27 protein-coding genes are annotated in these 25,354 nt (G+C 67.2%); 15 read left to right on the top strand and 12 right to left on the bottom strand.

The features are described from left to right. Window positions 1–28: 28 nt before the first annotated feature. The 4 genes from IP92_RS25710 to IP92_RS25725 form a co-directional block, all read right to left on the bottom strand. Window positions 29–880: an IS3 family transposase gene (locus tag IP92_RS25710; RefSeq protein WP_229418681.1), complete on the bottom strand. Its 852-nt coding sequence runs from the start codon at window positions 878–880 to the stop codon at window positions 29–31. Between the two features lie 11 nt (window positions 881–891). Continuing rightward, window positions 892–1,239 (bottom strand): transposase, encoded by a 348-nt coding sequence (locus IP92_RS25715; RefSeq protein ID WP_145873327.1) that lies wholly within the window; start codon window positions 1,237–1,239, stop codon window positions 892–894. A 300-nt stretch (window positions 1,240–1,539) separates the two neighbouring features. Then, entirely contained in the window at window positions 1,540–2,811 is a 1,272-nt protein-coding gene (locus IP92_RS25720; RefSeq protein ID WP_145880718.1) for a DEAD/DEAH box helicase, read from the bottom strand. A 66-nt stretch (window positions 2,812–2,877) separates the two neighbouring features. Further along, on the bottom strand, window positions 2,878–3,504 hold the full coding sequence (locus tag IP92_RS25725) for a TetR/AcrR family transcriptional regulator (protein WP_145880720.1): 627 nt from the start codon (window positions 3,502–3,504) through the stop codon (window positions 2,878–2,880). Between the two features lie 52 nt (window positions 3,505–3,556). On the opposite strand from IP92_RS25725, the gene IP92_RS25730 reads away from it, so the two are divergent. Next, window positions 3,557–4,135: an isochorismatase family protein gene (locus IP92_RS25730; protein WP_145880722.1), complete on the top strand. Its 579-nt coding sequence runs from the start codon at window positions 3,557–3,559 to the stop codon at window positions 4,133–4,135. A 4-nt stretch (window positions 4,136–4,139) separates the two neighbouring features. Here IP92_RS25730 and IP92_RS25735 read toward each other — a convergent pair whose 3' ends face one another. Further along, complete coding sequence (locus tag IP92_RS25735) at window positions 4,140–5,309, bottom strand: mandelate racemase/muconate lactonizing enzyme family protein (protein WP_145880724.1); 1,170 nt, start codon at window positions 5,307–5,309, stop codon at window positions 4,140–4,142. Window positions 5,310–5,421: 112 nt separating this feature from the next. Here IP92_RS25735 and IP92_RS25740 point away from each other — a divergent pair, with 112 nt between their 5' ends. Then, window positions 5,422–6,282, top strand: coding sequence for a LysR family transcriptional regulator (locus IP92_RS25740; protein WP_145881101.1), 861 nt, complete (start codon window positions 5,422–5,424; stop codon window positions 6,280–6,282). On the opposite strand, the gene IP92_RS25745 is transcribed toward IP92_RS25740, so the two are convergent. Then, on the bottom strand, window positions 6,283–6,672 hold the full coding sequence (locus IP92_RS25745; RefSeq protein WP_145880725.1) for a VOC family protein: 390 nt from the start codon (window positions 6,670–6,672) through the stop codon (window positions 6,283–6,285). A 309-nt stretch (window positions 6,673–6,981) separates the two neighbouring features. Next, window positions 6,982–7,395: a hypothetical protein gene (locus tag IP92_RS25750; RefSeq protein WP_145880727.1), complete on the bottom strand. Its 414-nt coding sequence runs from the start codon at window positions 7,393–7,395 to the stop codon at window positions 6,982–6,984. A gap of 92 nt (window positions 7,396–7,487) precedes the next feature. On the opposite strand from IP92_RS25750, the gene IP92_RS25755 reads away from it, so the two are divergent. Continuing rightward, entirely contained in the window at window positions 7,488–7,883 is a 396-nt protein-coding gene (locus tag IP92_RS25755; RefSeq protein ID WP_145880728.1) for a MerR family transcriptional regulator, read from the top strand. Here IP92_RS25755 and IP92_RS25760 read toward each other — a convergent pair. After that, entirely contained in the window at window positions 7,850–8,374 is a 525-nt protein-coding gene (locus tag IP92_RS25760) for an NAD(P)H-dependent oxidoreductase (RefSeq protein ID WP_145880730.1), read from the bottom strand. The two genes, IP92_RS25755 and IP92_RS25760, sit on opposite strands and share 34 nt — an antisense overlap. Window positions 8,375–8,467: 93 nt before the next feature. Here IP92_RS25760 and IP92_RS25765 point away from each other — a divergent pair, with 93 nt between their 5' ends. The 6 genes from IP92_RS25765 (at window position 8,468) to IP92_RS25790 (ending at window position 14,422) form a co-directional block, all read left to right on the top strand. Further along, window positions 8,468–9,364, top strand: a complete 897-nt coding sequence (locus IP92_RS25765) for a LysR family transcriptional regulator (protein WP_145880732.1) — start codon at window positions 8,468–8,470, stop codon at window positions 9,362–9,364. 38 nt (window positions 9,365–9,402) lie between these two features. After that, window positions 9,403–10,113, top strand: coding sequence for a Mut7-C RNAse domain-containing protein (locus IP92_RS25770; RefSeq protein ID WP_145880734.1), 711 nt, complete (start codon window positions 9,403–9,405; stop codon window positions 10,111–10,113). A 78-nt stretch (window positions 10,114–10,191) separates the two neighbouring features. After that, the gene (gene motA, locus IP92_RS25775) at window positions 10,192–11,052 is read left to right on the top strand and encodes a flagellar motor stator protein MotA (RefSeq protein ID WP_145880736.1); all 861 of its coding nucleotides are present in this window, start codon (window positions 10,192–10,194) and stop codon (window positions 11,050–11,052) included. A 126-nt stretch (window positions 11,053–11,178) separates the two neighbouring features. Further along, the gene (gene dapC, locus IP92_RS25780; protein ID WP_145880738.1) at window positions 11,179–12,390 is read left to right on the top strand and encodes a succinyldiaminopimelate transaminase; all 1,212 of its coding nucleotides are present in this window, start codon (window positions 11,179–11,181) and stop codon (window positions 12,388–12,390) included. 5 nt (window positions 12,391–12,395) lie between these two features. Further along, complete coding sequence (dapD, locus tag IP92_RS25785; protein WP_145880740.1) at window positions 12,396–13,223, top strand: 2,3,4,5-tetrahydropyridine-2,6-dicarboxylate N-succinyltransferase; 828 nt, start codon at window positions 12,396–12,398, stop codon at window positions 13,221–13,223. 68 nt (window positions 13,224–13,291) lie between these two features. Beyond that, on the top strand, window positions 13,292–14,422 hold the full coding sequence (locus IP92_RS25790) for a PilT/PilU family type 4a pilus ATPase (RefSeq protein ID WP_145881103.1): 1,131 nt from the start codon (window positions 13,292–13,294) through the stop codon (window positions 14,420–14,422). Between the two features lie 40 nt (window positions 14,423–14,462). On the opposite strand, the gene IP92_RS25795 is transcribed toward IP92_RS25790, so the two are convergent. Together IP92_RS25795 and IP92_RS25800 are read right to left on the bottom strand one after the other, a co-directional pair. After that, the gene (locus IP92_RS25795; protein ID WP_229418970.1) at window positions 14,463–15,443 is read right to left on the bottom strand and encodes an IS1595 family transposase; all 981 of its coding nucleotides are present in this window, start codon (window positions 15,441–15,443) and stop codon (window positions 14,463–14,465) included. A 106-nt stretch (window positions 15,444–15,549) separates the two neighbouring features. After that, a complete protein-coding gene (locus IP92_RS25800; protein WP_145880742.1) occupies window positions 15,550–16,017 on the bottom strand; it encodes a GNAT family N-acetyltransferase in 468 nt (155 codons plus the stop codon). A gap of 60 nt (window positions 16,018–16,077) precedes the next feature. Between IP92_RS25800 and IP92_RS25805 the strand changes: the two genes are divergently transcribed. The 5 genes from IP92_RS25805 (at window position 16,078) to IP92_RS25825 (ending at window position 21,579) form a co-directional block, all read left to right on the top strand. Next, window positions 16,078–17,088: an SAM-dependent methyltransferase gene (locus IP92_RS25805; protein ID WP_145880744.1), complete on the top strand. Its 1,011-nt coding sequence runs from the start codon at window positions 16,078–16,080 to the stop codon at window positions 17,086–17,088. 73 nt (window positions 17,089–17,161) lie between these two features. Further along, complete coding sequence (locus IP92_RS25810) at window positions 17,162–17,512, top strand: ArsC family reductase (protein ID WP_145880746.1); 351 nt, start codon at window positions 17,162–17,164, stop codon at window positions 17,510–17,512. A 4-nt stretch (window positions 17,513–17,516) separates the two neighbouring features. After that, on the top strand, window positions 17,517–18,659 hold the full coding sequence (gene dapE, locus IP92_RS25815) for a succinyl-diaminopimelate desuccinylase (RefSeq protein WP_145880748.1): 1,143 nt from the start codon (window positions 17,517–17,519) through the stop codon (window positions 18,657–18,659). Window positions 18,660–18,667: 8 nt separating this feature from the next. Beyond that, entirely contained in the window at window positions 18,668–19,558 is an 891-nt protein-coding gene (prmB, locus tag IP92_RS25820) for a 50S ribosomal protein L3 N(5)-glutamine methyltransferase (protein ID WP_145880750.1), read from the top strand. Window positions 19,559–19,572: 14 nt separating this feature from the next. Further along, window positions 19,573–21,579 (top strand): ATP-binding cassette domain-containing protein, encoded by a 2,007-nt coding sequence (locus tag IP92_RS25825; protein ID WP_145880752.1) that lies wholly within the window; start codon window positions 19,573–19,575, stop codon window positions 21,577–21,579. A gap of 29 nt (window positions 21,580–21,608) precedes the next feature. On the opposite strand, the gene IP92_RS25830 is transcribed toward IP92_RS25825, so the two are convergent. After that, window positions 21,609–22,100 (bottom strand): chemotaxis protein CheW, encoded by a 492-nt coding sequence (locus IP92_RS25830; RefSeq protein WP_145880755.1) that lies wholly within the window; start codon window positions 22,098–22,100, stop codon window positions 21,609–21,611. Window positions 22,101–22,367: 267 nt separating this feature from the next. Between IP92_RS25830 and IP92_RS25835 the strand changes: the two genes are divergently transcribed. Further along, window positions 22,368–23,417 (top strand): CaiB/BaiF CoA transferase family protein, encoded by a 1,050-nt coding sequence (locus IP92_RS25835; protein ID WP_145880757.1) that lies wholly within the window; start codon window positions 22,368–22,370, stop codon window positions 23,415–23,417. Window positions 23,418–23,420: 3 nt separating this feature from the next. On the opposite strand, the gene IP92_RS25840 is transcribed toward IP92_RS25835, so the two are convergent. Beyond that, window positions 23,421–25,319 carry a flagellar assembly protein A gene (locus tag IP92_RS25840; protein ID WP_229418971.1) on the bottom strand — a complete coding sequence of 633 codons (1,899 nt, stop codon included), beginning with the start codon at window positions 25,317–25,319 and terminating at the stop codon, window positions 23,421–23,423. Window positions 25,320–25,354 lie beyond the last annotated feature (35 nt).

The following is a 25,354-nucleotide window of genomic DNA, read 5'->3' on the forward strand; positions in this document are numbered from 1 at the left end:
CTGAGATAGCCCGGATTCCGTAGACAGTCTAATTTGGCATCGCGTGCCGTTTTTCGACTTCGATTGGACTGCGGTAGCCCAGCGTTTGGTGGGGCCGCCGCAGATTGTAGTACAGCTCGATGTAATCGGAGATTTCGGCGATGGCTGCTGCTCTGGTGGCGAAGATGCGGTGACGGGTTAGTTCGTTCTTCACTGTGGAAAACCAGCTCTCCACCACGGCGTTGTCGTGGCAGTTGCCGCGCCGGCTCATGCTTGGTCGTACGCCGTGCTCCTCGAGCATGGTGCGGTAGTCCTTCGACCCATACACGGAGCCTTGGTCGGTGTGGCAGATCAGTCCTGCGGCCGGCTGACGCTGATCAAATGCCATTATCATGGCCGCAATTGGCAGGTCTGCATTCTGTCGAGCGCTCATCGCCCAGCCGACGACACGACGCGCAAACAGGTCCAGCACAATGGCTAGATGCAGCCATCCTTCGCGCGTGTTGATGGTCGTGATATCGGCGGCCCAGACTTTGTTCGGCATCGGCACCATAAACGCTCTCTTGAGCAAGTCTGGGGCTGGTGGCTCTGTATGCTGATGGGCGTGCATGACTCGGAACTTGGCTTTGCGCGACGCTTCAATACCGTCGAGTCGACGTAGGCGTGCCACCTGATGCTTGCCACAGTCAATTCCTTCCCCCTTCAGGACCTTCCAAGTCTTCACCGCACCAAGAGCTTGGCGATGTGATTGATGGATGCGCAGGATGTGTGCGCGCAGAGCTTGATCTTCCTGGCTGCGCTGGCTCGGCAGCCGTTGTTGGGAGGCGTAGAAGCCGCTCCGACTGACCCGTAGCGCCCGGCACAGCGCCTTCACCGGGTACCGCTTCCTGTACTTTTCAATACACGCGTACTTTACCGCTTCATCCGCTTCAAGTACACGTCGAACTTTTTTAGGATTTCGAGCTCCTGCTTGGCATTGGCAAGCTCGCGCCGCAGGCGCACTACCTCGTCTTCCTCGCTTGCCGGTTTGCGCCCGCGCGCATTGAAACTGCCTTCCGTGCCTTTCTGCTCCAGCGTCTTTGCCCACTTGTACAGCTGGTTGCGCCTGATCCCCAGCTCCAGGGCCAGCGACTCGGCACTCTGCTTGCCGTCCTTCAGGCGAGCGACAGCGGCGATCTTGAATTCTTTGGTATAGACAGAACGATGCTGCCGCTCGGCGGCGGCATCTTCCGTTGGGGTATTGGATGGTTTGATTGTCATGGATTCCTCAAGACGTATTGTCTCTTGTTTAGGATGTCCACGAAACCCGGACCACCTCAGTCCCTCCCGCCGGCGCAACGCTTTTTCGTCGCGCGCTGGCCACGTTTTGACAGTGCGTCAGAGAGCAGGCCCGCAGGCAGCGTAGCGCGGGCGCGACGGGGGACTGTCCCTCGATTTGGGAAATATTTCCGAAAATGAGGGACAGTCCCTAAGGGTGCTGGTGTCGTTTTACGACCAGCTCAACCGACTGGGGACAGTCCCTGGTGTTGTTTTGAGACCAGCTCGGCTTTAGACCACGCGTCAGGCTTTGTCGGCAGCCAGCGCCGCCGCTTCGCGCAGCTTGTCCTTCTTGCTTTTGCGTTTGCCCTTGATGCCGCCGTTCGGGTCGGATGGGGTGCAGGCCGGGCTGGCGGCCGCGGTGGTGGGCGATGGTGCTTCGGTTGGGGCGTAGCCGTCGATGCGTTCGCGCGGCACGCGCTTGGCTTGCCGTTTTTCGATCAGGCGGAAGTGCTGCTCGGCGTCCGGCGTGATGAATGAGACGGCGACGCCGCTGGCGCCCGCGCGGCCCGTGCGGCCGATGCGGTGGGTGTAGTCGGCCGGGGAGCGCGGCAGGTCGTAGTTGACGACCACCGGCAGCTGCGCGATGTCGATGCCGCGCGCGGCGACGTCCGTTGCGACCAGCACGTGCAGCTTCCCGGCGCGGAAGTCGGCCAGCACTTCGGTGCGGGCGCCCTGGCTGAAGTCGCCGTGGAATGCCTCCGCCGCGACGCCATTGCGGCGCAGCTTGTCGGCCACATGTTCGGACGCGTACTTCGTCGCGACGAACACCAGCACCTGCCGCCACTGATGCTCGCGGATCAGCGCTTTCAGGAGCTGCGTGCGGCGCACCGCGTCGACCTCGATCGCCCGCTGGACGATGTCCGGCTCGTGCGCCGCATTTCCCTGCACCTCGGCGCGCACCGGATCGTGCAGCAGCGTCGTCGCGAGACGCTGCACGGCCGGCGGGAACGTCGCCGAGAAGAACAGGTTCTGGCGCTTGGCGGGCAGCAGCGCGAGGATCTCCCCGATCTCATCGGCGAAGCCCATGTCGATCAGCTTGTCGGCTTCGTCCAGCACGAGGGTCGCGGTGGCGTCGAGCTTGACCGCGTTCTGGCGCACCAGGTCGAGCAAGCGGCCGGGCGTGGCGACGATGATGTCGGTGCCGCCGCGCAGCGCCATCATCTGCGGGTTGATCGAGACGCCGCCGAACGCGATCGACACCTTGATCGTCGACGGCAGGTGCTGCACCAGCGCGCGGATCGCTTCGCCCACCTGCGCCGCCAGCTCGCGCGTCGGCACCAGCACGAGGCCGTGCAGGCCGCGCCGCGTGCCCTGGCGTGCCAGCAGCGCATGCAGCATCGGCAGCGTGAAGGCCGCGGTCTTGCCCGAGCCGGTCTGCGCGGCGCCCAGCACATCCCTCCCCTGCAGCGCGGCGGGGATCGCGGCCGCCTGGATGGCGGTCGGGGTGTCATAGCCGACGGCGGCGACGGCTTCGAGCAGGGCGGGCGACAGGCCCAGGGAGGTAAATGACATGGAGATGCAATCGGATGAACAAGCGCGCAGTATAAGCGAAGCGGCTTGCTCAGCCGCGCCTGCCCGTCAGGCGGGGCGCTTCAGCCGCGCCTTCAGGTAGGCCGCCAGCGCCTGCGTGAATTCTTCCGCCAGCAGGCGGCGCTCCGCCGCGGATGCCGCGGCATACAGGGGATTCATGCTCTTCACGATCTGCAGCGCCACCGTCGCGATGCGCTGCGCCTCGGCTGCATCGAGCCAGTCCGCGTGCGCGCGCAACAAGCCGGCGAACGCACTGCGCAGGCGCTGGCGCGCATCCGCATTGCGCTCGTAGGCGACGGGCGCCGCCAGCAGCACGAAGTAAGCGGGATGCTCCTCCAGGAAACCCGTCATCAGCGCGACGACCTGCTGCGCCAGCAGCGGAATACGCAGCGCGGCGCCGCTGTCGGCCAGCGCGGTCCAGCGCACCGCCATCTCGTCCGCATAGCTCGTGCGCAGCGCCCGCGCCAGCGCTTCCTTGTTGGGGAAGTACTGGTACACGGCGCCGATCGAAGAGCCGGAGCGGGCCGCGATCTGCGTCATCGTCGCCGCCTCGTAGCCGGCTTCCGCGAAGACGTCGGCGGCCGCCTGCAGCAGCATGTTGACGCGTTGTTCGCCGCGCTGCTGGCGCGGTGCGCGCCGCCCGGACGGCGGCGTGGATGTTGAATGTGAGCCCATCCTCAGATTGTACCGTACAATATCTGAGGATACCCTCACATACGGAGCCCTCATGACTGAAAGCCTGTTTACCCCAGCCACCACCGCCCTCGTCCTGATCGACCTGCAGCACAGTAACGTCGAGCGCACGTTGGCGCCCTATCCCGCCAGCCAGGTCGTCGCCAACGGGACGCTGCTGGCCGACCGCCTGCGCGCTGCCGGCGGCACGATCGTGCACGTGCGAGTGCTCGTGCACGACTTGCTGCGCCTGCCCGCGGACAAGCCAGTCGGCCGCGATACGTCCGCACCGCCGCTGCCGCCCGCGGCGTCGGAGCTGGTGGCGGACGTGCCGAAGCACGAGACCGACGTGTTCGTGACGAAGCGCCAGTGGGGCGCGTTCCACGGCACGGACCTGGACCTGCAGCTGCGCCGGCGCGGCATCCGCACGCTGATCCTGGCCGGCATCGCGACGAACTTCGGCGTCGAGTCCACCGCCCGCGCGGCGCTGGACATCGGCTACGCGCTCGTGTTCGCGGATGACGCGATGTCGGGCATCAGCAGCGCGCTGCATACGTTCGCGACGACGGAACTGTTCCCGATCATGGGCCGGGTGCGCACGACGGCGGACATCGTCGCGGCACTCGGCGGCTGACGGCTTACAGCCCCGCCAGTGCGCGCATCTCGGCGTACAGGTTGGCCTTGCCCTCGAAGCCGATACCCGGCAGGTCCGGCATCGTGATGTAGCCGTTCTCCACCTTGACACCGTCGGGGAAGCCGCCGAACGGCTGGAACAGGTCCGGATAGCTTTCGTTGCCGCCGAGGCCCAGGCCGGCGGCGATGTTCAGCGACATCTGGTGCCCGCCGTGCGGGATGCAGCGCGTGCGCGACCAGCCGTGTTCGTGCAGCATGTCCAGGGTGCGCAGGTATTCGACGAGGCCGTACGACAGCGCGCAGTCGAACTGCAGCCAGTCGCGATCCGGACGCATGCCTCCATAGCGGATCAGGTTGCGCGCGTCCTGCATCGAGAACAGGTTTTCGCCCGTCGCCATCGGGCCGCTGTAGTAGCTGCGCAGCGTGGCCTGCAGCTCGAAGTCGAGCGGGTCGCCCGCCTCCTCGTACCAGAACAGGTCATACTGCGACAGCGCCTTCGCGTAGGCGATGGCCGTATCGAGGTCGAAGCGTCCGTTCGCATCGACCGCGAGCTTCTGGCCGTCGCCCAGCACGGACAGGATCGAGTCGATGCGGCGCAGGTCCTCGTCCAGCGACGCGCCGCCGATCTTCTTCTTCACGACCGTGTAGCCGCGGTCGATGTAGCTACGCATCTCGTCCTTCAGCGCATCGTGGCTCTGGCCCGGATAGTAGTAGCCGCCCGCCGCGTAGACGAACACCTTGCGGTCCGGCGTGCCGCTGCCGTAGCGCTCCGCCAGAAGCTGGAACAGCGGTTTGCCGGCGATCTTCGCGGTGGCATCCCAGATCGCCATGTCGATCGTGCCGATCGCCACCGAGCGCTCGCCGTGGCCGCCCGGCTTCTCGTTCTTGTACATGCAGTCCCAGATGCGGTGCGGATCGAGGTTGCCGCCGTCGTCCGTCACGAGGCTGGCCGGATCGGCTTCCAGGATGCGCGGGATGAAGCGCTCGCGCATCAGCATGCCCTGGCCATAGCGGCCGTTCGAGTTGAAGCCGAAGCCGACGACGGGTTTGCCGTCGCGGATCACGTCCGTGACGACAGCCACGAGCGACAGCGTCATCTTCGAGAAGTCGATGTAGGCGTTGCGGATCGGTGAGCTGATCGGGATGGTCTTTTCGCGGATCTCGACGATTTTCATGCTGGTCTCCAGTGATGGTCAGATGACGCACAGCTTACTCTTGTCCCGCGCGCCTATAATTCAATCGAATTGAACTCATTTTTAAGAAAAAGTGAAAAGCGACCTGGAATTTATGGTGCTGCTGGCGCAGCTGGGCAGCCTGTCGGCGGCGGCGCGCGAGCTGGGCGTCACACCGCCGGCCGCGACGCGCCGGCTGGCGCAGATGGAAGAGCGCCTCGGCGTGCGGCTGGCGAACCGCAGTACCCGGCGCGTCAGCCTGACGAGCGAGGGCGAGCTGTACCTGGCGCAGGCGACGCAGATCCTGGCCGACATCCGCGCGATGGAGGACTCGGTGCGCAGCAGCCGTGCCGTGCCGAAGGGCTTGTTGCGCGTGAACGCGACATTGGGCTTTGGCCGCACCAGCATCGCGCCGCTGGTGTCGCGCTTCGCCCGCAAGTATCCTGAGGTGGAGGTGCAGCTGCAGCTGACGGACCGGGCGATCAATCTGGTGGAGGAAGCGTACGACCTGGGCATCCGCTTCGGCGAGCTGCCTGATACCCGGCTGACGGCGCGCCGCATCATGAGCAACCGCCGCTTCCTGTGCGCGGCGCCGGCCTACCTGAAGAAGCATGGAACGCCCGCGGTACCGGCCGACCTGACGCGCCACGCTTGCATCCTGCACCGGCAGAACGACGATGCGTACGCCACCTGGCGGCTGACCAAGGGGCGGCGCGGCGAGACCGTGAAGGTGCGGGGGCGGCTGTCGTCGAACGACGGCGACGTCGTGCTGGGCTGGGCGCTGGACGGTCACGGCATCCTGCCCCGCTCGGAATGGGATGCGGCGAAGTACCTGGAGAGCGGCCGGCTGCAGGTCGTGCTGCCCGATTATCAGCTGCCGCCGGCGGACCTGTACGCGTACTACCCCAGCCGCGAGCACCAGGCGGCGAAGGTACGTGCGTTCATCGATTTCCTCGTCGCGGCGTTCGCCGCCTGATCACATGCCGACGTCGCCGTACGGCCCGGCGATGACGACGACATAGCCTTCCGGATCGCGCAGCCAGATCTCGCGGTGCTGCGCATTGCGGTTTTCCTTCGGCCCCTCCAGCACGGTGGCCGATGCGGCCGCGGCGCGGTCGACGGCATCGTCGAAGTCGTCGGTCCAGAACCACAGCAGCACGCCGTTGCCGTACGGCCGGCAGCCGGGATCGCCGATGTGCGCGTGGTGGTGCGCATCCCAGCGGTGCAGCTGCAGGATCATGCGGCCCTCGAACATCAGCTGTTCGTATTCGGTGCCGCCATGGCCGCTCTTACAGCCCAGCACGGCCTGGTACCAGCGGCTCGCCGCCTCGACGTCGGCCACGGCGATCAAAGGTTGCGCTTGCATAGCCCTCCTCCTTGGACGCAGAGGTGCACAGGATAGCATCGCCCGCCACGGCCGCGCCGCCCGGATCGGCATCAGAAGGCGCGACTCGTCAGTGCCGGCTCCGGTCGGATGCGAAGCCGTGGTAGCGGTGTCAGGCTCCATGCGCTTTAAGGCTGAGCTCGTGTCTCTGGTGCCTGGCACTAAAGGGACACAAGCTCAGCAGCGTCGCCTCGCTCGATCCACACGCGTCGAGCGTAGAGACCGGCAGCGACGGTCGAGCTCGTGTCTCTGGTGCCTGGCACCAGAGACACGAGCTCGACCATAAGGCGATCAATCCCGCTGCCGTGGAGGCGCTACCGGCACCCACTGCGCAATCCCCCACGCCAGCTCCGGCACAATGAACACCCACAGCACGGGCGTCCCGGTGGCGGCCAGCGTCCAGCCCATCCACAGCGCGAAGCCGAAGCGGCCGGCGCCGTCGTAGCGGCCGAAGCGCTGTTGCGGGTCGGTGATGCGCAGCACGGCCCACAGCAGCACGACGGTGCCCATCAGGCAGGCGAACAGCACGTGCAGCGGTGCGAATGGCGGCAGCGGCGCGCCGCCCAGCGCCGTGTTCAGCGCCGTGAGGTGCTCGCGCAGCAGCGCGAACGTCCACGGCGTCGCGAACGGCGCCGTCAGCAGCAGGTCGTACCACGCGCTGGCGCGCACGATGCGGGTGAAGGTGGTGAGGGAAATGGCGGTCATGTGACGGCTCCTGTAATGAACGTGACCGGATGCTAAAGCGTGGAGTACACTCCAGGGTCAAGCACTGACGATCATTTCCACGAGGAGCCCTCATGCGCATCGGCGACGTCGCCCAGGCCACCGGCATCAGCCGCGACACGCTGCGGTTCTACGAGAAGCGCGGCCTGCTGCGCGCGCGCCGCCATGCCAACGGCTACCGCGACTACGAGCCCGAGGCCGTGCAATGGCTGACGTACATCCGCACCGCGCAGGCACTCGGCTTCACGCTGGCCGAGATCGAGGCGGACCTGCCGCTGCTGGCCGATCCGGCCGCATCAAGCGACGCGATCCGGGCCGCGCTGCGCGGCAAGCTGGCCGAGATCGACCGCCGCATCGCCGGCCTGGCCGCGTTGCGCGGCGAGCTGGAACGGCGGGTGGAACTGGCGCCGGACGATTGCCCGCTGCGCCCTGCCCCTCAAGCCGCCAGCGCCGCCAACGCGGCCGCGTAGCGCGCGCCCGCTTGCGCCAGCACGTCCGGCGCCGCATCGCGCGCATCGTAGACGACGAACGGCGCCTGCCACGCCAGGCCGCAGCGCAGCGCCGTCGCCTGCAATGGCCGCAGCAGCTCGTCGAGCGTGAAGCCGTTGCGGCCATCCGGGCGGTACGCGCTTTCCGGCGCCCCGCACGTCACGGCCACGAGCAGCTTGCGGCCGCGCAGCCTGGCCCCTTCCGTATCCCCATGCACGTACACCATCCGCGTCAGCACGGCGTCGAGCCAGTCCTTCAGCAGCGCCGGCATCGCGTACCACTGCAGCGGGAACTGCAGCACCAGCGCGTCATGCTCCAGCACCTGCGCGGCTTCCGCCGCGGGATCGATCGCGCCGTCGGGATAGCGTGTGGCGAGGCGGTTCACGGTGGCGCCGCCGGCCGCGGCCAGCAATGCTTCGTTGGCGCGCGAACGGGCCGGGTCGGGGTGGGCGAAGAGAATCAGCGTCGTCATGTGTGGCTCCTTGTGGGGTGGTCGATGAAGCCATTCTGGGATGGCGCCCATCATCCGTCCAACGGATAATTTGTATGATCTATAATTCACCGCATGAATTTACGATCGCTCGACCTGAACCTGCTCGTGATCCTCGATGCGCTGCTCGACGAGGCGCACGTGACGCGTGCCGCGACCCGGCTGGCGCTGTCGCAGCCGGCCACGTCGAGCGCGCTGGAGCGCTGCCGCCACCTGTTCGGCGACCGCCTGCTGGAGCGCGGCGCCGGCGGCAGGATGCGGCTGACACCGAAGGCGCAGGCGCTGCGCGAACCGCTGCGGCGCGCGCTGGCGGCCGTGACGGACGTCGTCGGGCCGGCGCAGGCCGACCTGGCCACGTTGCGCCAGACGGTGCGGATAGTGATGGCGGACCTGCCCGCCGCACTTGTCGCGGCGCCGCTGTATGCCGGGCTGCAGGCGACGGCGCCCGGCATCCGCCCCGTGCTGCTGCCCTGGCGCAGCGAGGCGGAGGCGCTGCGAATGCTGGAAAACGACACGGCGGACATCGCCGTCTCCGTGGCCGGCGAGCCGGTGCCGGGCGTGCACGGCATGCTGCTGCTGGACGAAACGTATGTCGTCGCGATGCGCGCCGGCCACCCCGCCGCGGCAGGCTTCGACCTGGAGCGCTGGCTCGCCCATCCGCATGTCATCGTGTCGAGCCGCGGCCAGAGCGAAGGCGCGCTGGACCGCGCGCTGGCGGCACAGGGCCGGCAACGCACCGTCGGCATCGTCGTGCCGGCGTTCGCGATGGTCGTGCCGCTGCTGCGCGAGTCCGACCTGATCGCGATGGTCCCGTCGCGCGCGTTGCGTGGCGTCGCTGGCCTGGCCGTGTTCGCGCCGCCACTGGCCGTGCCCGGCTTCAGCCTGGCGATGAGCTGGCATGCGCGACGCGACCGCGATCCGGGCGTGCGCCACGTCACCGCGCTGCTCGAGGAACGCGTGCGCGCGCTGTGATGGCCGCATGACATACTCGCCCCACGCATACTCGCCCCATGGTCACCGCCACCTTCCGCTTCGACCCCGCGCTGAACGCCTTCCTGCCGCGCGACCGGCGCGAGCACGCGTTCACGACGCCCTGCGCGCGCGCCGCCACGGTCAAGCACATGGTCGAGGCGCTCGGCGTGCCGCACACGGAAGTGGGCACGGTGCTCGTCAACGGCACGCCGGCCGCGCTGGGCCATATGCTGGCCGATGGCGACGACGTACAGGTGCTGCCGCCGCAGCCCGTCCGCGTGGCGCCGGACGACGCGCGCTTCGTCGCCGATGCCCACCTGGGCGGCCTCGCCCGGTTGCTGCGGATGGCGGGCTTCGACACGCTGTACGACAACAATATCGACGATGCCGAGGTCGAGGCGATTGCCGAATCCGACGGCCGCATCGCGTTGACGCGCGACCGCGAGCTGCTCAAGCGCCGCGGCGTGCTGCGCGGCTGCTACGTGCGGGCATTGAAGCCAGAGCAGCAGTTGCGCGAGGTGTTCGTGCGCTACGGCCTAGCGGAAGCGATGCGGCCGTTCTCGCTGTGCCTGTCCTGCAACGTGCCGCTGCACGGCGTCGCGAAGACGGACGTCGAACACCGCCTGCCGCCGTCCGTGCGCGCCGGCCACGATGAATTCCTCGCTTGCGCCCAGTGCGGCGGCGTGTTCTGGCGCGGTTCGCACTGGAGGCGCATGCATGCGCTGCTGGACGATGTCCGCGGCGATTGACTGAAACCCCTCGCCCCCCGGCAAGAAACGCGTTACCATTAAGAAATTGCCGAAAAGAATTATCTTCAGGGGAATAAAGTGCTTGTCATCCTGGGTTTCATCGTCGTGCTCGCGTCGGTGCTGGGCGGCTTCGCCCTGCAGGGCGGGCATCTCGCCGCACTGTTCCAGCCCACCGAACTGCTGATCATCGGCGGCGCCGCGCTGGGCGCCTTCTTCGTCGCCAACGACGGCAAGGCGATCCGCGCCACGCTCGGCGCGCTGCCGACGCTGTTCGAAAGCGCCACGTATACGAAGACGATGTACATGGACCTGATGTCGCTGCTGTTCGAGCTGCTGACGAAGATCCGCAAGGAAGGCCTGATGTCGATCGAGAACGACGTCGACAACCCGTATGAAAGCCCGGTCTTCACGCGTTATCCGCTGATCATGCAGGACCACCTGATCCTCGAGTTCATCACCGATTACCTGCGCCTGATGGTGTCCGGGAACATGGACGCGTTCCAGATCGAGAACCTGATGGACAACGAGATCGAGACGCACCACGAGGATGCCGAACTGCCCGCTCATACGATCGCCCAGATGGCCGAGGCGATGCCGGCCTTCGGCATCGTGGCCGCCGTGATCGGCGTCGTGCACACGATGGCGTCGGTGGGCCTGCCGCCGGCGGAGCTGGGCGTGCTGATCGCCGGCGCGCTGGTCGGCACGTTCATCGGCATCCTGCTGGCCTACGGCTTCGTGGGCCCGATCGCCAGCCTGCTGCGCCGCAAGCACCATGAAAAGGCCAAGATGTACCAGTGCATCAAGGTGACGTTGCTGGCGAGCCTGAACGGCTATGCGCCGGCGCTGTCCGTCGAATTCGGCCGCAAGGTGATCTCGGCCACGGAGCGGCCATCGTTCGTGGAGCTGGACAAGCAGGTGCGCACGGTCAAATCCAAATAATCGTCGGGCCAAGCGCCTGTTGACGATTTTTTCGCGCCGTCGCGCGGCAAGCTATAATGGCCGGCTGAACCTGTTCCGCCGTGAACCCCGCCGCGAATCCGCCGCAAATCAGCCGTGAAGCCCGCCGTGAATCCCTTACTCGACAAACTGCATCCCTACCCGTTTGAAAAGCTGCGCCAGCTGTTCGCCGGCGTGACACCGAATGCCGACTACCGGCCGATCAGCCTCGGCATCGGCGAACCGAAACACCCGACGCCGCCGTTCATCTGCGAAGCGCTGTCCGCCAACCTGGCCGGCCTGGCCGCGTATCCCGCCACGGCAGGCTCCGAGGCGCTGCGCGGCACGATCGCCGCATGGCTGGAGCGCCGCTACCATCTGCCGCCGCTGGACCCGGCCACCCAGGTGCTGCCCGTGAACGGTTCGCGCGAGGCGCTGTTCGCGTTCGCGCAGGCCGTGATCGACCCGGCCCGCACGCCGGGCGCCGGCGCGCTCGTGATGTGCCCGAACCCTTTCTACCAGATCTACGAGGGCGCGGCCTACCTGGCCGGCGCCGAGCCGTACTACGTCAATTCGGACCCGGCCCGCAACTTCGGCTGCGACTACGACAGCGTGCCGGCCGAGGTGTGGCAGCGCGTGCAGCTGCTGTATCTGTGCTCGCCGGGCAATCCGACGGGCGCCGTGCTGTCGCTGACGGAATGGGAAAACCTGTTCGCGCTGTCCGAGCGCCACGGCTTCATCATCGCGTCCGACGAGTGCTATTCCGAGATCTACCACGGTGCCGAACCGCCGCTGGGCGCGCTGCAGGCGGCCCACACGCTGGGCCTGTCGTACGACCGCCTCGTCGTGTTCTCCAGCCTGTCGAAGCGCTCCAACGTACCGGGCCTGCGCTCCGGCTTCGTGGCCGGCGACGCGGCCGTGCTAAAGAAGTTCCTGCTGTACCGCACCTACCATGGCGGCGCGATGAGCCCGCCCGTGCAGGCGGCCTCCGTGGCGGCCTGGAACGACGAGCGGCACGTCGAGGAAAACCGCGCGCAATACCGCGCCAAGTTCGACGCGATCACGCCGCTGCTGGCAGAAGTGCTGGACGTGGCGCTGCCGGACGCCGGCTTCTACCTGTGGGCGGACGTGACGCGCACGGGGCTGTCCGATACCGAATTTGCCCGCCGCCTGTACGCCGAATACAATGTCACGGTCCTGCCGGGCAGCTACCTGGCGCGCGACGCGCATGGCACCAACCCGGGCCGCAACCGCATCCGGATGGCGCTCGTTGCCGAGACGGCCGAAGGGCTGGAAGCGGCACAACGCATCGTCCAATTCTGCAACACCCTCACCCAGTGAACATCATGACTCAACAACTCCAGCAAATCATCGAACAGGCTTGGGACAACCGCGCCGAGATCAACCCGTCCAACGCGACCGCCGAGGTACGCGACGCCGTCAACCACGTGCTGGCCGGCCTGGACGACGGCAGCCTGCGCGTGGCGCAGAAGGACACCGGCACCTGGGTCGTGAACCAGTGGATCAAGAAGGCCGTACTGCTGTCGTTCCGCCTCGAGAACAACGTGGTGCTGCCGTCCGATGGCACGATGCAGTTCTACGACAAGGTGCCGACCAAGTTCGCCAACCACACGGCCGACGACTTCGCCAAGGGCGGCTTCCGCGTCGTGCCGCCGGCCGTTGCGCGCCGCGGCTCGTTCATCGGCAAGAACGTCGTGCTGATGCCGTCGTACGTGAACATCGGCGCCTACGTCGATGAAGGCGCGATGGTCGATACGTGGGCGACGGTGGGCTCGTGCGCGCAGATCGGCAAGAACGTCCACCTGTCCGGCGGCGTCGGCATCGGCGGCGTGCTGGAACCGATGCAGGCCAACCCGACGATTATCGAAGACAACTGCTTCATCGGCGCCCGCTCGGAAATCGTCGAAGGCGTGATCGTCGAAGAGAACTCGGTGATCTCGATGGGCGTGTACATCGGCCAGTCGACGAAGATCTACGACCGCACCACCGGCGAAGTGACGTACGGCCGCGTGCCGGCGGGCTCCGTGGTGGTCTCCGGCTCGCTGCCGTCCGCGGACGGCAAGTACAGCCTGTACTGCGCGGTGATCGTCAAGCGCGTCGACGCGCAAACGCGCGCGAAGACGGGCATCAACGAGCTGCTGCGCGGCGTGTAAGCGCAGCGCTGGGGACTGTCCCTCCGGGACTGTCCCCGGTTTTTCACGCTTTCAGGATGCTTACCATGATGGACCGCCTGTTCCAGCTGATGAAGGAGAAGAACGCGTCGGACATGTTCTTCGCCGTGAATTCGCCCGTGCACCTGAAGATCAACGGCAATCTCATTCCGATCAACCAGCAGAAGCTGGAACCGGACAACATCGATGCGCTGCTGGCCGAGGTCTGCACGCCGGCCCAGCTGCGCGAGCTGGCCCAGACCAATGAGCTGAACATGGGTGTGTCGGTGCCGAACCTGGGCCGCTTCCGGCTGTCCGCGTTCCGGCAGCGCGGCACGATTTCCGCCGTGTTCCGCTTCGTTCCAGCCAACATCCCGGCGCTCGGCGAACTGGGCCTGCCTTCCGTGCTCGCTGAACTGATCATGGAGAAGCGCGGGCTGATGCTGATCGTCGGCTCCACGGGCTCCGGCAAGTCGACGACGATCGCGGCGATGCTCGATCATCGCAACGAACTGCGTTCGGGTCACATCCTCACTTTGGAAGACCCGATCGAGTACCTGTTCAAGAACAAGAAGTCCATCGTCAACCAGCGCGAGATCGGCAGCGATGCGCAGGACTTCGACACGGCGCTGCGGAACTCGATGCGCCAGGCGCCCGATTGCATCCTGATCGGCGAAATCCGCGACCGCACGACAATGGCCGCGGCGCTCGCCTATGCGCAGTCGGGCCACCTCGTGCTGGCCACGCTCCACGCCAACAACAGCTACAACGCGCTGAACCGCATCATCAGCTTCTACCCGATCGAGAACCGCCCGGCCCTGCTGCAGGACCTGGGGACGACGGTGAAGGCGATCGTGTCGCAGCGGCTGATCCGGTCCAGTGCCGGCGGCCCGCGCACGCCGGCCGTCGAGGTGATGGTCAATACCCGCTACGTGTCGGAGCTGATCGAGAAAGGCGAGATCGGGCAGATCAAGGAAGCGCTGGACAAGAGCCTGTCGCCAGGTTCGCAATCGTTCGAACAGGCGCTGTACAAGCTGGTCCAGGAAGGCAAGATCACGCAGGACGAGGCGCTGGCCAATGCCGATTCCGCGACGAACCTGCTGTGGCTCCTGAATAACGGCCCGGACAACCGCCAGGCCGCCGAGCCGGAACCGAAGCCGGTGGCCGAAACGTCGTTTACCGAGTTCACGCTCAATTCCTGACGCGCTGTTCGCGTTAGCTGAGCTTTCCTCGGAACGGAACTTATCGCAGATATAACGGTCGCTCCTGCTGCCGGGGTGCAACCGCCGCCCGCAGCCAATGCTCGGGAATGGTCAGCGCCGCCGCATCAAGGATCATTTGCCAGCCGGCGTAATTGGCCAGGTAGCGGCTCGCCACACCGCAAAAGCAGCGCAGCCAGGTCCTGAAGCGGCCATGCCAGCCGTTGACGCCGTTGACGTGGATTGCGCCGCGCGCGTACTCGCCGGCGCGCACGTTGATCGCCCGATGGCTGATCCCGGCCAGCTTCGCAAATCGCGGATAAGCGGCGGCGCCGTCGCTGACCAGCAAGGCATCGCGCGCCAGCACCGGTTTCAGGTAGCGCAGCAGGCGCTCGGCGTCCGGCTCTCCCTGGCCGGCATGAAAAGCGTGCGTGGTCTTGCCGCGATCGCGCGCGACCAGCACACACTCATGCTGCTGACTGATGCCGCGGCAGGTGGCCTTGCCACCGCGCTTGCGGGGCGGCCTGTCGAGATGGCGCGAGCCTTTCTGCGATTCGAAGACGTAGGTTTCGTCAGCTTCGACGATGCCCTTCAATGTAGGCGGCTCCTCGCGCCGCACGGCGGCGATGAAACGGTGGCGCCAGCGAAAGCTGGTCGACTTCGCGACCGCGACGCGTTCGGCGGCTGCGCGCACCGTGCGCGACTCGATCAAGCACTGGAAATAGGAGAGCCATTTGTCGCGATGCCGCAGGCGCGCTAACGGCGTGCCGGTCAGCGCGTTGAAGCTGTGTCGGCAGACGATGCAGCGATACCGCTGCAAACCGTCCGCGTGCCCGCTGCGGTGACAGCGCGCGTTGCCGCAATACGGACAGACGCATCGCCCCTTTGCTTGTTCGATCAGCGCCAGGCAGCGGCCGGGTGCCTCCAGCGCGGCGAGCCAGTCCCGCAGACAGGCGATCTCGTCAGCCGACAGCGGTAGCTGCGCCAGCGCACGGAACAGGTGCTGAAAGCCGCTCGTTCCCATCGTTGCCTCCTGTTATCGATGAGTTATCTCAACAGAAGGTAAGACAGCGTTGACGCCTGGAAGTTCCCCAACCTTACGCGAACAGCGCCATTCCTGACGTCCCCCGTCAGCCCCGCCACACCAGCTCGCACCGCACGCCATCCCCGCCGCAGGCGACGAAGCCCAGCGCTTCGTACAGCCGGCGCGCCCGTCCATTGGTGTGCAGCACCGACAACACGACCCGCTTGCCCCGCCCCGCCGCTGCGCGCTGCCAGATGCCGATCAGCGCCGTGCCGATGCCCTGCCCGCGGGTCTGCGGCAGCAGCGCGATGTCCACCAGCCGCAGTTCCTCATCGTTCTCGTCGACGATGGCTCGCCCCAGCGGCTCGCCGTCCCGTTCGACGACCAGGTAGCTGGCCCGCGGGTACATCGCCCGATAGCCGGTGCGCTGCGCCTCGTACTGCATGTCGATCAACGCGCCGAGCGACGCGGGATCAAGCGGCAGCTGGCGCAGGTCGTCCCGCGTCATCGCGTACAGGTGGCGCAGGAAGGCTTCGTCCTCCGGTCGTTGCGCGCGCAGCATGGGGCTCGTCATGGGCGTCGTCCAGCTTATTGATTTGCTATCATCGGCGCTTTCCCTTCATGGCGCAAGAGCATGGACCACCTCGATACGCTGCGGCGGCTGAGCCGCGCGCTCACCGATCCCGCCCACGCAATGACGGACCTGGTGGCTGAAGCCACCGCGCTGCGCGAACTGCTCGAGCACTGCTCGACCTTGTCGACCGCCGGCGGCATGCCCGTCAACGCAGACGCTTCCGTGCTGGACTCGGGCCTGGCCATCTCGCCCGTGCAGGCGGCGCTGTGCGCCCTCCAGCCCTACCGCACGATCGCCTTCATCAAGGGCCTGCATGCCGCGATCGGCACCGTGCTGCGGGCGCATGAGCGGGTGCACGTGCTGTACGCCGGCTGCGGGCCGTATGCGCTGCTGGCGCTGCCGCAGATGGCGTTGTACGGCGAACAGGTGGGCTTCACGCTGATCGACGTGCACGACGAGTCGCTGCGTCACGCGCGCGCCCTGGTCGACAGCTTTGGCCTGGGCGATTGCGTCGACGCGTGGGTGTGCGCCGATGCGACGCACCACCGCATCGATCCGGCCCGGCCGCCGCACGTGATCGTCAGCGAAACGATGAACGCGGCGCTGCGCAGCGAACCGCAGGTGGCGATCTTCCGCGCGCTGCACGCCCAGGCGCCCGCCGCGCTGCTGGTGCCGGAACGGGTGACGGTGCACGCCTGCCTGCTCGATCCGGCCCGCGAACTGAGCCCGCCGGTACCGGATGCCAGCGTGCCGTTCACGCCGCCGCAACGCGACCGGATCGACCTTGGCCCCATCTTCACGCTGGACAGTGAAGCGCTTGCCGCATGGTGCGCGCTGGAAGGCGACGAGCTGCCGGCGGCGGCCGTGCGCGTGCCGCCGTTCGGGCCGGCCCAGCAAGCGCGCCTGCTGACGAAGATCGACGTGTATGGCGGCCACCGGCTGGACGACTACGAGTGCAGCCTGACCGTGCCCCAGCGCCTGCCCGGCCGCATGCCCGTCGCGCCCGGCGACACGCTCCAGTTCAGCTACCGGCTCGGCAGCAGCCCGGGCCTCGTGTGTGCGCGGGTGTGACGGGGCGCGTAGTCCGAGCGGCTATAATGGCGCACTTTGGTTCCCCGGCACTGCGCCATTCCCCGATTTTCCGATGATCACTCTCTACGGCATCCCCAACTGCGACACCGTCAAGAAAGCCCGCACCTGGCTGGCCGAGCGGCAGCAGGACTTCACGTTCCACGACTTCAAGAAGCAAGGCCTCGACGAGGCCACGGTGCGGCACTGGCTGCAACACCTGGACTGGGAAGTCCTCGTCAACAAGAAAGGCACGACGTGGCGCGGCCTGCCGGACGAGCGCAAGGCGCAGGTCGTCGATGCGGCCAGCGCCACCGCGCTGATGCTGGAGAACCCGTCCGTGATCAAGCGCCCCGTGCTGCAAACGGCACAGGCCTGCCACGTCGGCTTCAAGTCGGAACAGTACCAACAGATCTTTACGAATTGAGACCATGAGCGAATCGCGTACCCTCGTGCTGACCGAGAAACTGATCGGCCGTTCTTCCGTCACCCCCGAGGACAAGGGCTGCCAGCAGCAGTTGATCGAGCTGCTCGAGCCGCTCGGGTTCAAGTGCGAGACCATCCGGTCCGGCGACGTCACCAACCTGTGGGCGCGGCGCGGCACCGAGCAACCGGTGTTCGTGTTTGCCGGCCATACGGACGTGGTGCCGACGGGCCCCGTGGACCAATGGACTTCCGAGCCGTTCTTCCCGACGATCCGCGACGGCAAGCTGTATGGCCGCGGCGCGGCGGACATGAAGACGTCGCTCGCGGCGATGGTCGTCGCCTGCGAGGAGTTCATCGCCGCCCACCCCGACCATAAAGGCTCGATCGCTTTCCTGCTCACCAGCGACGAGGAAGGCCCGGCCACGGACGGCACCGTCGTCGTCTGCAACAAGCTGAAGGAACGGGGCGAAGCGATCGACTACTGCGTGGGCGGCGAGCCGACGTCGTCGCGCACGCTGGGCGACATGATCAAGAACGGCCGCCGCGGTTCGCTGTCCGGCTGCCTGACGATCAAGGGCGTGCAAGGCCACATCGCCTACCCGCAGCTGGCGAAGAACCCGATCCACCTGGCCGCGCCGGCATTGGCCGACCTGGTGGCCGAGGTGTGGGACGAAGGCAACGAGTACTACCTGCCGACGTCGTGGCAGATGTCGAACGTGAAGGCCGGCACGGGCGCGAACAACGTGATCCCGGGCGAGATGGTCATCGACTTCAACTTCCGCTTCTCCACCGCCAGCACGGCCGACAGCCTGAAGGAGCGCGTCCACGCGATCCTCGACCGGCATGGCCTCGAGTACCACCTGAAGTGGACCTTGTCCGGCCTGCCCTTCCTGACGCCGCGCGGCACGCTGTCCACCGCGATCTGCGAGGCGATCAAGGCGGAAGTCGACATCGACACGGAACTGTCGACGACGGGCGGCACGTCGGATGGCCGCTTCATCGCGCAGATCTGCCCGCAGGTCATCGAGTTCGGCCCGCCGAACGGCAGCATCCACAAGATCGACGAGCACGTGGAAGTGCGCTTCATCGACCCGCTGAAAAACATTTACCGCCGCACGCTCGAGAATCTGCTCGCGTCGGGCGCATAAGGAATACCATGGACACCTCCCTCTTCACGACCCCGCGCGACCTGCTGCGCTACGCAACGACCCGCTTCAACACGGAGCAGCTGTTCTTCGGCCACGGCAGCGCGGAAGCGTTCGACGAAGCCGCCTACCTTATCCTGCACACCCTGAAGCTGCCGCTCGATAAACTGGAGCCGTTCCTCGACGCGCGCCTGCTGCCGGACGAAGTGCAGAAGGTTGCCGCCGTCATCGAGCGCCGCGCCACCGAGCGGATCCCGGCCGCCTACATCACGAACGAGGCCTGGCTGGGCAGCTACCGCTTCTACGTGGACCAGCGCACGATCGTGCCGCGCTCGTACATCGCCGAGCTGATTCCCGATTACTTCTCGCCATGGGTCAACAACCCGGAAGGCATCGAGAACGTGCTGGAACTGTGCACGGGCTCCGGGTGCCTGGCGATCATGCTGGCCGACGCGTTCCCCGATGCGCAGGTCGACGCCGTCGACATCTCCGCCGATGCGTTGGAAGTCGCGCGCAAGAACGTCGAGACGTACAAGCTGGAAGACCGCGTCAACCTGATCCAGTCGGACCTGTATGCGAACGTCCCGGCCGGCAAGAAGTACGACCTGATCATCACCAACCCGCCGTACGTGAATTCCGGTTCAATGGGCCGCCTGCCGCAGGAATACCGCCATGAGCCGCAGATCGCGCTGGACGGCGGCGTGGACGGCATGGACCTGGTGCGCAAGATCGTCGCCGGCGCCGCCGAGCGCCTGACGGACGAGGGCCTGCTGATCGTCGAAATCGGCAACGAGAAGGACTTCGCGGAAGCGGCGTTCGGCGACCTGGGCCTGACGTGGCTGACGACGAGCCAGGGCGATGACATGGTGTTCCTGCTCACCGCCGACCAACTGAAAATCTAACTGAAAATACGCAGATGATACGTATCGAAGGCGTCAGCCTGATGCGCGGCGTGAAGCCGCTGCTGGAAGGGGCTGACCTGACGCTGAACCCGGGCGACAAGATCGGCCTGATCGGCGCGAACGGCGCCGGCAAGTCCAGCCTGTTCGCGATGCTGCGCGGCGAGATCCATCCGGACGGCGGCAATATCGACTTCCCCGCCAGCTGGCGCATGGCCTACGTGGCGCAGGAAACGCCGCCGCTCGAACGCGCGGCTCTCGACTACGCGATCGACGGCGACGTCAACCTGCGCCGCCTGCAGGCGGAACTGGAGCGCCTGGAAGCGCTGCCCGAATCGCCGCACGGATCGCACGACACAGGCATCGCGCTGGGCGAGGTGCACAGCGCGCTGGCCGATGCCGATGCGTACACGGTGCAGTCGCGCGGCGAGCAGCTGCTGCTGGGCCTGGGCTTTTCGCTGGCGCAGATGCGCCAGCCGGTGTCCAGTTTCTCCGGCGGCTGGCGGATGCGCCTGAACCTGGCGCAGGCGCTGATGTGCCCTTCCGACCTGCTGCTGCTGGACGAACCCACCAACCACCTGGACCTGGATGCGATCATCTGGCTCGAGGATTGGCTGAAGCGCTATCCCGGCACCCTGATCATCATTTCGCACGACCGCGATTTCCTCGACGAGATCGTCAACGTCATCGTGCACATCGACGACCGCAAGCTGAAGCGCTACTCGGGCAATTACTCGAGCTTCGAGCGCCAGCGGGCCGCGCAGATGGTGCTGGCCGCCGGCATGATCGAGAAGCAGCAGAAGAAGCGTGCGCACCTGGAATCGTTCATCAACCGCTTCAAGGCCAAGGCCACCAAGGCCAAGCAGGCGCAGAGCCGCATGAAGGCGCTGGCGAAGATGGAAGAGCTGGCGCCGCTGCGCGCGGCCGCCGAGTTCTCGTTCGAGTTCCGCGAGCCGCTGTCGGCACCGAATCCGCTGCTGGTGATGGAAGGCGTAAACGCCGGCTATCGCAGCGAAGACCCGAAGACCTACGCGGTCGAAGAAAAGGTCATCGTGCGCGGCATCGATTTTTCGCTGCAGACGGGCCAGCGCATCGGCCTGCTCGGCGTGAACGGCGCCGGCAAGTCGACGCTGATCAAGACGGTGGCGGGCGAACTGGCGCCGCTGGCGGGCACGGCGACGACGGGCAAGGGCCTCGTCATCGGCTACTTCGCCCAGCACCAGGTCGAGATGCTGCGCCACGACGAGTCGCCGCTGTGGCACCTGCAGAAAATCGCGCCGACGGTGCGCGAGCAGGAGTTGCGCAACTTCCTGGGCAGCTTCAACTTCCCCGGCACGATGGTGACCAGCCCGATCGCGCCGTTCTCCGGCGGCGAGAAGGCGCGCCTGGCACTGTCGCTGATCGTGTGGCAGCGGCCCAACCTGCTGCTGCTGGATGAACCGACGAACCACCTGGACCTGGAGACGCGCGAGGCGCTGACCGAGGCGCTGGCGCAGTTCGACGGCACGCTCGTCGTCGTGTCGCACGACCGGCACCTGCTGCGGGCGACGACCGACCAGTTCATCATCGTCGCGGACGGCCGCCTGCAGCCGTTCGACGGCGACCTGGACGACTACAAGGATTGGCTGTTCCAGACCAAGCTGGGCAAAGGCACCGCCGTGCTGCCGGCGGCGACCGCGGCGACGGCGACTGCCGAACGCCCCGCGGCCGCGAGCGCACCCGTGGCCACGCCGGCGGACCGCAAGGAACAGAAGCGGCTCGAGGCCGAGCAGCGCCAGCGCACGGCGGCGCAGCGCAAGCCGCTCGAGAACCGGCTGAAGAAGGTCGACGACCGCATCGCGCAGCTGACCGCGCAGAAGAGCGGCATCGACGCGCAGCTGCTCGATCCGGCCATCTACGAAGCGGACAACAAGCCGAAGCTGAAGGCGCTGCTGGCCGAGCAGGCCGCGTGCGCGAAGGAGCTGGAGCAGCTGGAAGAGGAATGGCTCGAACTGCACGAACAGCTCGAAGCGCTCGCCGCATGATCGAAACGCCGCCTTCGGGCGGCGTTGTTTTACGCGGCGTGCAGGTCGTCCTGCTTCACGCGCCGGATCGCCATCAGCTTGTCGATGTCGACGACGATCAGCTTGCGGCCATCCAGTTCGCCCAGTCCTAACAGGTAGTCGGCATCCTGCGGGCCGTTCGGGAACGGCTTGATCTGCCGGCCGGACAGGCTGACGATGTCCGTCACGCCGTCGGTCACCATGCCCATCACGCAGGTCGACAGCTTCAGGATGATCACGTCCGTGTGCGGATCGTGCTGCGGCGGCCTGGGGCCGAACGCGATGCGCATGTCGACGATCGGCATGATGACGCCCCGCGACACGGCCACGCCGCTGATGATTTCGCCGTCGGCGGCAAAGCGCTCGAGCGCCTTCAACGGCCGCAGCTCCTGCACATTGCAGTAGTCGAGCGCGTATTCCAGTCCGCCCAGGCGGAACGTCAGGTATTGCCGCACATCGTCGGCAGGGACAGCGACAGCGGTGGCTTCGTGAGTCGGTTGCATGGTGATCCTTTCGTCTGATCGACTGGCGGCGACGGGGTTCGGGTAACCGCCATTGGCCATGCTAAAGTCGGCCCCGGCTGGAGACGTTGATTATTCTCAACCCCCGGTCCCGCTCGCCTGGTTTGACAACGCCCGTCACTCTTCCACCACAACGCCCGCCACAACAGCCGCCACCGTGCGCGCCGACACGACGCGGAGCGCGGCGCGCTCTTGCCCGATCGGCCCATACGCATTACCGTGGCGGCAAGCCCCCGATTGGAGACTGTCATGGACATCGCACTGCCGCTCGCTGGCATCCGCGTGCTGGATTTTTCGCGCCTGCTGCCCGGGCCCTACGCGGCGATGCGGCTGGCCAGTCTCGGTGCGGACGTGCTGAAGATCGAGCAGCCCGGCGCGGGCGACCCGGCACGGGGCATCAGCGCCGCCATGCACCGCGCGCTCGACACCTGCAAGCGCACGCTCGCGCTGGACCTGAAGGACCCGGCCGGCCGGGCCGAAGCGCTGCGCCTCGTCGACGGCGCCGACGTGCTGCTCGAAACCTTCCGCCCCGGCGTGATGGACCGGCTGGGGCTCGGCTGGGCCGTGCTGAAGGCGCGCAAGCCGGATCTGGTGATGTGCGCGATCTCCGGCTACGGCGCGGCAGGCTCGCTGGCCGACCGGGCCGGCCACGACATCAACTACGTCGGCTGGGCGGGCATGCTGGCCGCGAACACGGATGCGGACGGGCGCCCCGTGCTGCCGAACCTGCAGGTGGGCGACCTGCTGGGCGGGGCCGCGCTGGCCGTGCAAGGCATCCTCGCCGCGCTGCTCGCGGTGCGCATGGGCGGCCCGGGGCGCTTCGTCGACGTGTCGATGACGCACGGCGTGTTTGCCCACAACGTGATGCCGCTGGCCGCGCTGAACGATGCGCGGTCAGGCGGCGCCCCGGACCGGGCGGCCTTGCTGACGGGCGGCGTGCCGTGCTACGGCGTGTACCGCAGCCGCGACGGCCGCTGGATGGCGGTAGGTGCGCTGGAACTGAAGTTCTGGGAAGCGTGTTGCGCGGTGCTGGGGCGGCCGGACCTTGCACGGCGCCACTGGCAGCTGGGCCAGGAGCCCGGCAGTGCGGACGCGTTGGCGGTGCGCGCGGAACTGGAAGCGCTGTTCGCCACCCGCACGCAAGGCGAATGGACCGCGGCATTCGCCGCCGCCGACTGCTGCGTCAGCCCGGTGCTGACGATGGCCGAGGCGCTTGTCCATCCGCTGTTTGCGCCATCCATCTCAGACGACGGCAGCGGCTTCGTGACGGCGCGCTGCCCGCTGCGCTTCGTGGCGTAACAGTCAAGCCGGGGACGTGGCTTCGGGCGCGGACGTCCACGCCAGCGTTCCCTGCGCCGCATGCACCACGGGCGCGTGGCTCCACGAGCCGGCACGCAGCTTCGCCTTGACGTCTTTCGGCGCCAGGTCGTGCGGCGGCCCGGCGTCCGGCTGGAACACCATCGTGCGCAGCATCGTGTCGCCGGACAGCATCTTGACCTTGCACGTCGAGACGCCGGCGATTTCCGTGCGGCGGGTGCGCAGCAGCGCCACCTGCTCGGCCATCTTGTCGTGCTGCGCCTGCGCTTCCTTGCCGGCCAGCGACAGCTTGGCGACATCTTTCAGCGCCGGGCCCACCTGCTCGGCCATCTTGTGGAAGCGCGGCAGCTGCTCGGCCGTCAATGTCAGCTCGCGCTTGCGCACGCGGGTCGCCAGGGTCAGGTAGCTGCGCACGTCCTGGCGGGTGGTGATCGCGTCGATCGCCGCCTTGTGCCGCTCGGCCGCGGCGGCGCCGGCGGCCGCGCGCGCCAGGCTGTCGGCGATCGCGTCGTCGTAGCGCGTGGTATCCGGCACCAGCGCGAACAGCAGCATCTCGCTCTGCTTGCGCGGGCCGGCGTAGTCGATCGCGATGCGCCGCGCCGCGATCGCGCAGCCGGTCGCGTTGCCGATCACCACCTCGTCGGCGATGATCTCGCAGTTGGTGGCTTCCCGTATCGTCACCTTCGAGCCCGTGATCACGCAGCTTTGCGCCTGGCGGATCGTGACTTCGCCCTGCTTCGTCTGCACGACGGCATTCGCGGCCACGCCGCCGATGCGGATCGGGCCGTTTACGTTGGCGGCGCTGCCACCCATCAGGTTGCGCTTCAGGTGCACACTGCCGCCGCGCGAAGCGATGTTGCCGAATACGTCGCCATGGATCGTGATGTTGCCGCCTTCGACGACGCGGTTTTCCTGCACCTCGCCGAATTCCTCGTACTCGCCGGTCAGCTGCAGATTGCCCGTCGTGCGCACGCTGACGCCTTCGCGGCTGACGATCTTCGGGCCGATCGACAGGCGCTGCGTCTTGCCGTCCACGTTGATGAAGCCTTCGACGGCGGCGATCAGGTAGTCGTACCCGTCCAGGTGCTCGATCACGGTGCCCTGCCCCGCGACGCGGGTCAGCTCCAGGTCCTTGCCGGCCGGCGCTTCGATCGGAATGCCGGACAGCTCGAAGCCGCGGCTGCCCTCGGAGCGCGGCTCCTTGCGCAGCAGGCGCACGCGCGCCTTCACTTGCGGGAAGCGGTTCTGGAACGTGTGCAGGTCGAAGCGGCCGTTGGCCAGCTCGCGCGGCGCGTTGGAGCGGTGCAGGTCGTCCGACACCTCGACGATCGCCGCATCGCGCCCCGGCACGGGGTCAAGCCGGCGGGCGACGACGCGCCGCGCCGGCTTGCCGCTGGCGATCGCGTCGCGCACGGCGGCGGCGTCGATGCCGAAGCGGATCCCCTTGATCCACATGTCGGCGACGAATTCGTCGAACTTCAGCGTGGCCGGCTGCGGCTCGCCTTCGCCCGTGTCCAGGAACACGGGCTCGAAGAAGTAGTCGGCTTCGCCGGCGATGATCTTGACGGACTTGTACAGCGCCCGGCGGGCGGAGACGAACGGCACGATCGCGTCCGCGAAGCGCACCAGCGGCTGCTCGCGCTGCGCCTCGGGCAGCTCCGGCCCGGCGCCGAACAGCATGCGCAGGAACACGCCGTAGTCGAGCCCGGCGAAGCAGGAGCCGGACAGGAACACGTGCCCCACCGCGGCCTGCGCGTCGACAGGCGCAACGCCGGCCACCAGCCAGACGCCGTCGTCACGCGGGACGACAGCCGGCTGCGGCGCGAGCGCCGGCGATGGCACTGTGGCGGCCGGTAAGTCGTCCGGCACGGCGTCGGTTTGCACGAGATTCCCCCAATATTGCCCGGCATCAATGTCAA

Source organism: Pseudoduganella flava (assembly GCF_007830495.1).
In the GTDB taxonomy this organism is placed as follows: domain Bacteria; phylum Pseudomonadota; class Gammaproteobacteria; order Burkholderiales; family Burkholderiaceae_D; genus Rugamonas; species Rugamonas flava.

Bases quoted from the DNA above. Each gene is read 5' to 3' on its own strand.
- IP92_RS25800 (WP_145880742.1), bottom strand. From the start codon at position 16,017: ATGACGAGCCCCATGCTGCGCGCGCAACGACCGGAGGACGAAGCCTTC.
- IP92_RS25755 (WP_145880728.1), top strand. From the start codon at position 7,488: ATGCGCATCGGCGACGTCGCCCAGGCCACCGGCATCAGCCGCGACACG.
- dapE (WP_145880748.1), top strand. From the start codon at position 17,517: ATGAGCGAATCGCGTACCCTCGTGCTGACCGAGAAACTGATCGGCCGT.
- dapD (WP_145880740.1), top strand. From the start codon at position 12,396: ATGACTCAACAACTCCAGCAAATCATCGAACAGGCTTGGGACAACCGC.
- IP92_RS25790 (WP_145881103.1), top strand. From the start codon at position 13,292: ATGGACCGCCTGTTCCAGCTGATGAAGGAGAAGAACGCGTCGGACATG.
- IP92_RS25770 (WP_145880734.1), top strand. From the start codon at position 9,403: ATGGTCACCGCCACCTTCCGCTTCGACCCCGCGCTGAACGCCTTCCTG.
- IP92_RS25730 (WP_145880722.1), top strand. From the start codon at position 3,557: ATGACTGAAAGCCTGTTTACCCCAGCCACCACCGCCCTCGTCCTGATC.
- IP92_RS25805 (WP_145880744.1), top strand. From the start codon at position 16,078: ATGGACCACCTCGATACGCTGCGGCGGCTGAGCCGCGCGCTCACCGAT.
- IP92_RS25740 (WP_145881101.1), top strand. From the start codon at position 5,422: ATGGTGCTGCTGGCGCAGCTGGGCAGCCTGTCGGCGGCGGCGCGCGAG.
- IP92_RS25795 (WP_229418970.1), bottom strand. From the start codon at position 15,443: ATGGGAACGAGCGGCTTTCAGCACCTGTTCCGTGCGCTGGCGCAGCTA.
- IP92_RS25835 (WP_145880757.1), top strand. From the start codon at position 22,368: ATGGACATCGCACTGCCGCTCGCTGGCATCCGCGTGCTGGATTTTTCG.
- IP92_RS25810 (WP_145880746.1), top strand. From the start codon at position 17,162: ATGATCACTCTCTACGGCATCCCCAACTGCGACACCGTCAAGAAAGCC.
- IP92_RS25825 (WP_145880752.1), top strand. From the start codon at position 19,573: ATGATACGTATCGAAGGCGTCAGCCTGATGCGCGGCGTGAAGCCGCTG.
- IP92_RS25760 (WP_145880730.1), bottom strand. From the start codon at position 8,374: ATGACGACGCTGATTCTCTTCGCCCACCCCGACCCGGCCCGTTCGCGC.
- prmB (WP_145880750.1), top strand. From the start codon at position 18,668: ATGGACACCTCCCTCTTCACGACCCCGCGCGACCTGCTGCGCTACGCA.
- IP92_RS25765 (WP_145880732.1), top strand. From the start codon at position 8,468: ATGAATTTACGATCGCTCGACCTGAACCTGCTCGTGATCCTCGATGCG.
- IP92_RS25715 (WP_145873327.1), bottom strand. From the start codon at position 1,239: ATGACAATCAAACCATCCAATACCCCAACGGAAGATGCCGCCGCCGAG.
- IP92_RS25830 (WP_145880755.1), bottom strand. From the start codon at position 22,100: ATGCAACCGACTCACGAAGCCACCGCTGTCGCTGTCCCTGCCGACGAT.
- IP92_RS25720 (WP_145880718.1), bottom strand. From the start codon at position 2,811: ATGTCATTTACCTCCCTGGGCCTGTCGCCCGCCCTGCTCGAAGCCGTC.
- IP92_RS25735 (WP_145880724.1), bottom strand. From the start codon at position 5,309: ATGAAAATCGTCGAGATCCGCGAAAAGACCATCCCGATCAGCTCACCG.
- IP92_RS25750 (WP_145880727.1), bottom strand. From the start codon at position 7,395: ATGACCGCCATTTCCCTCACCACCTTCACCCGCATCGTGCGCGCCAGC.
- IP92_RS25745 (WP_145880725.1), bottom strand. From the start codon at position 6,672: ATGCAAGCGCAACCTTTGATCGCCGTGGCCGACGTCGAGGCGGCGAGC.
- IP92_RS25725 (WP_145880720.1), bottom strand. From the start codon at position 3,504: ATGGGCTCACATTCAACATCCACGCCGCCGTCCGGGCGGCGCGCACCG.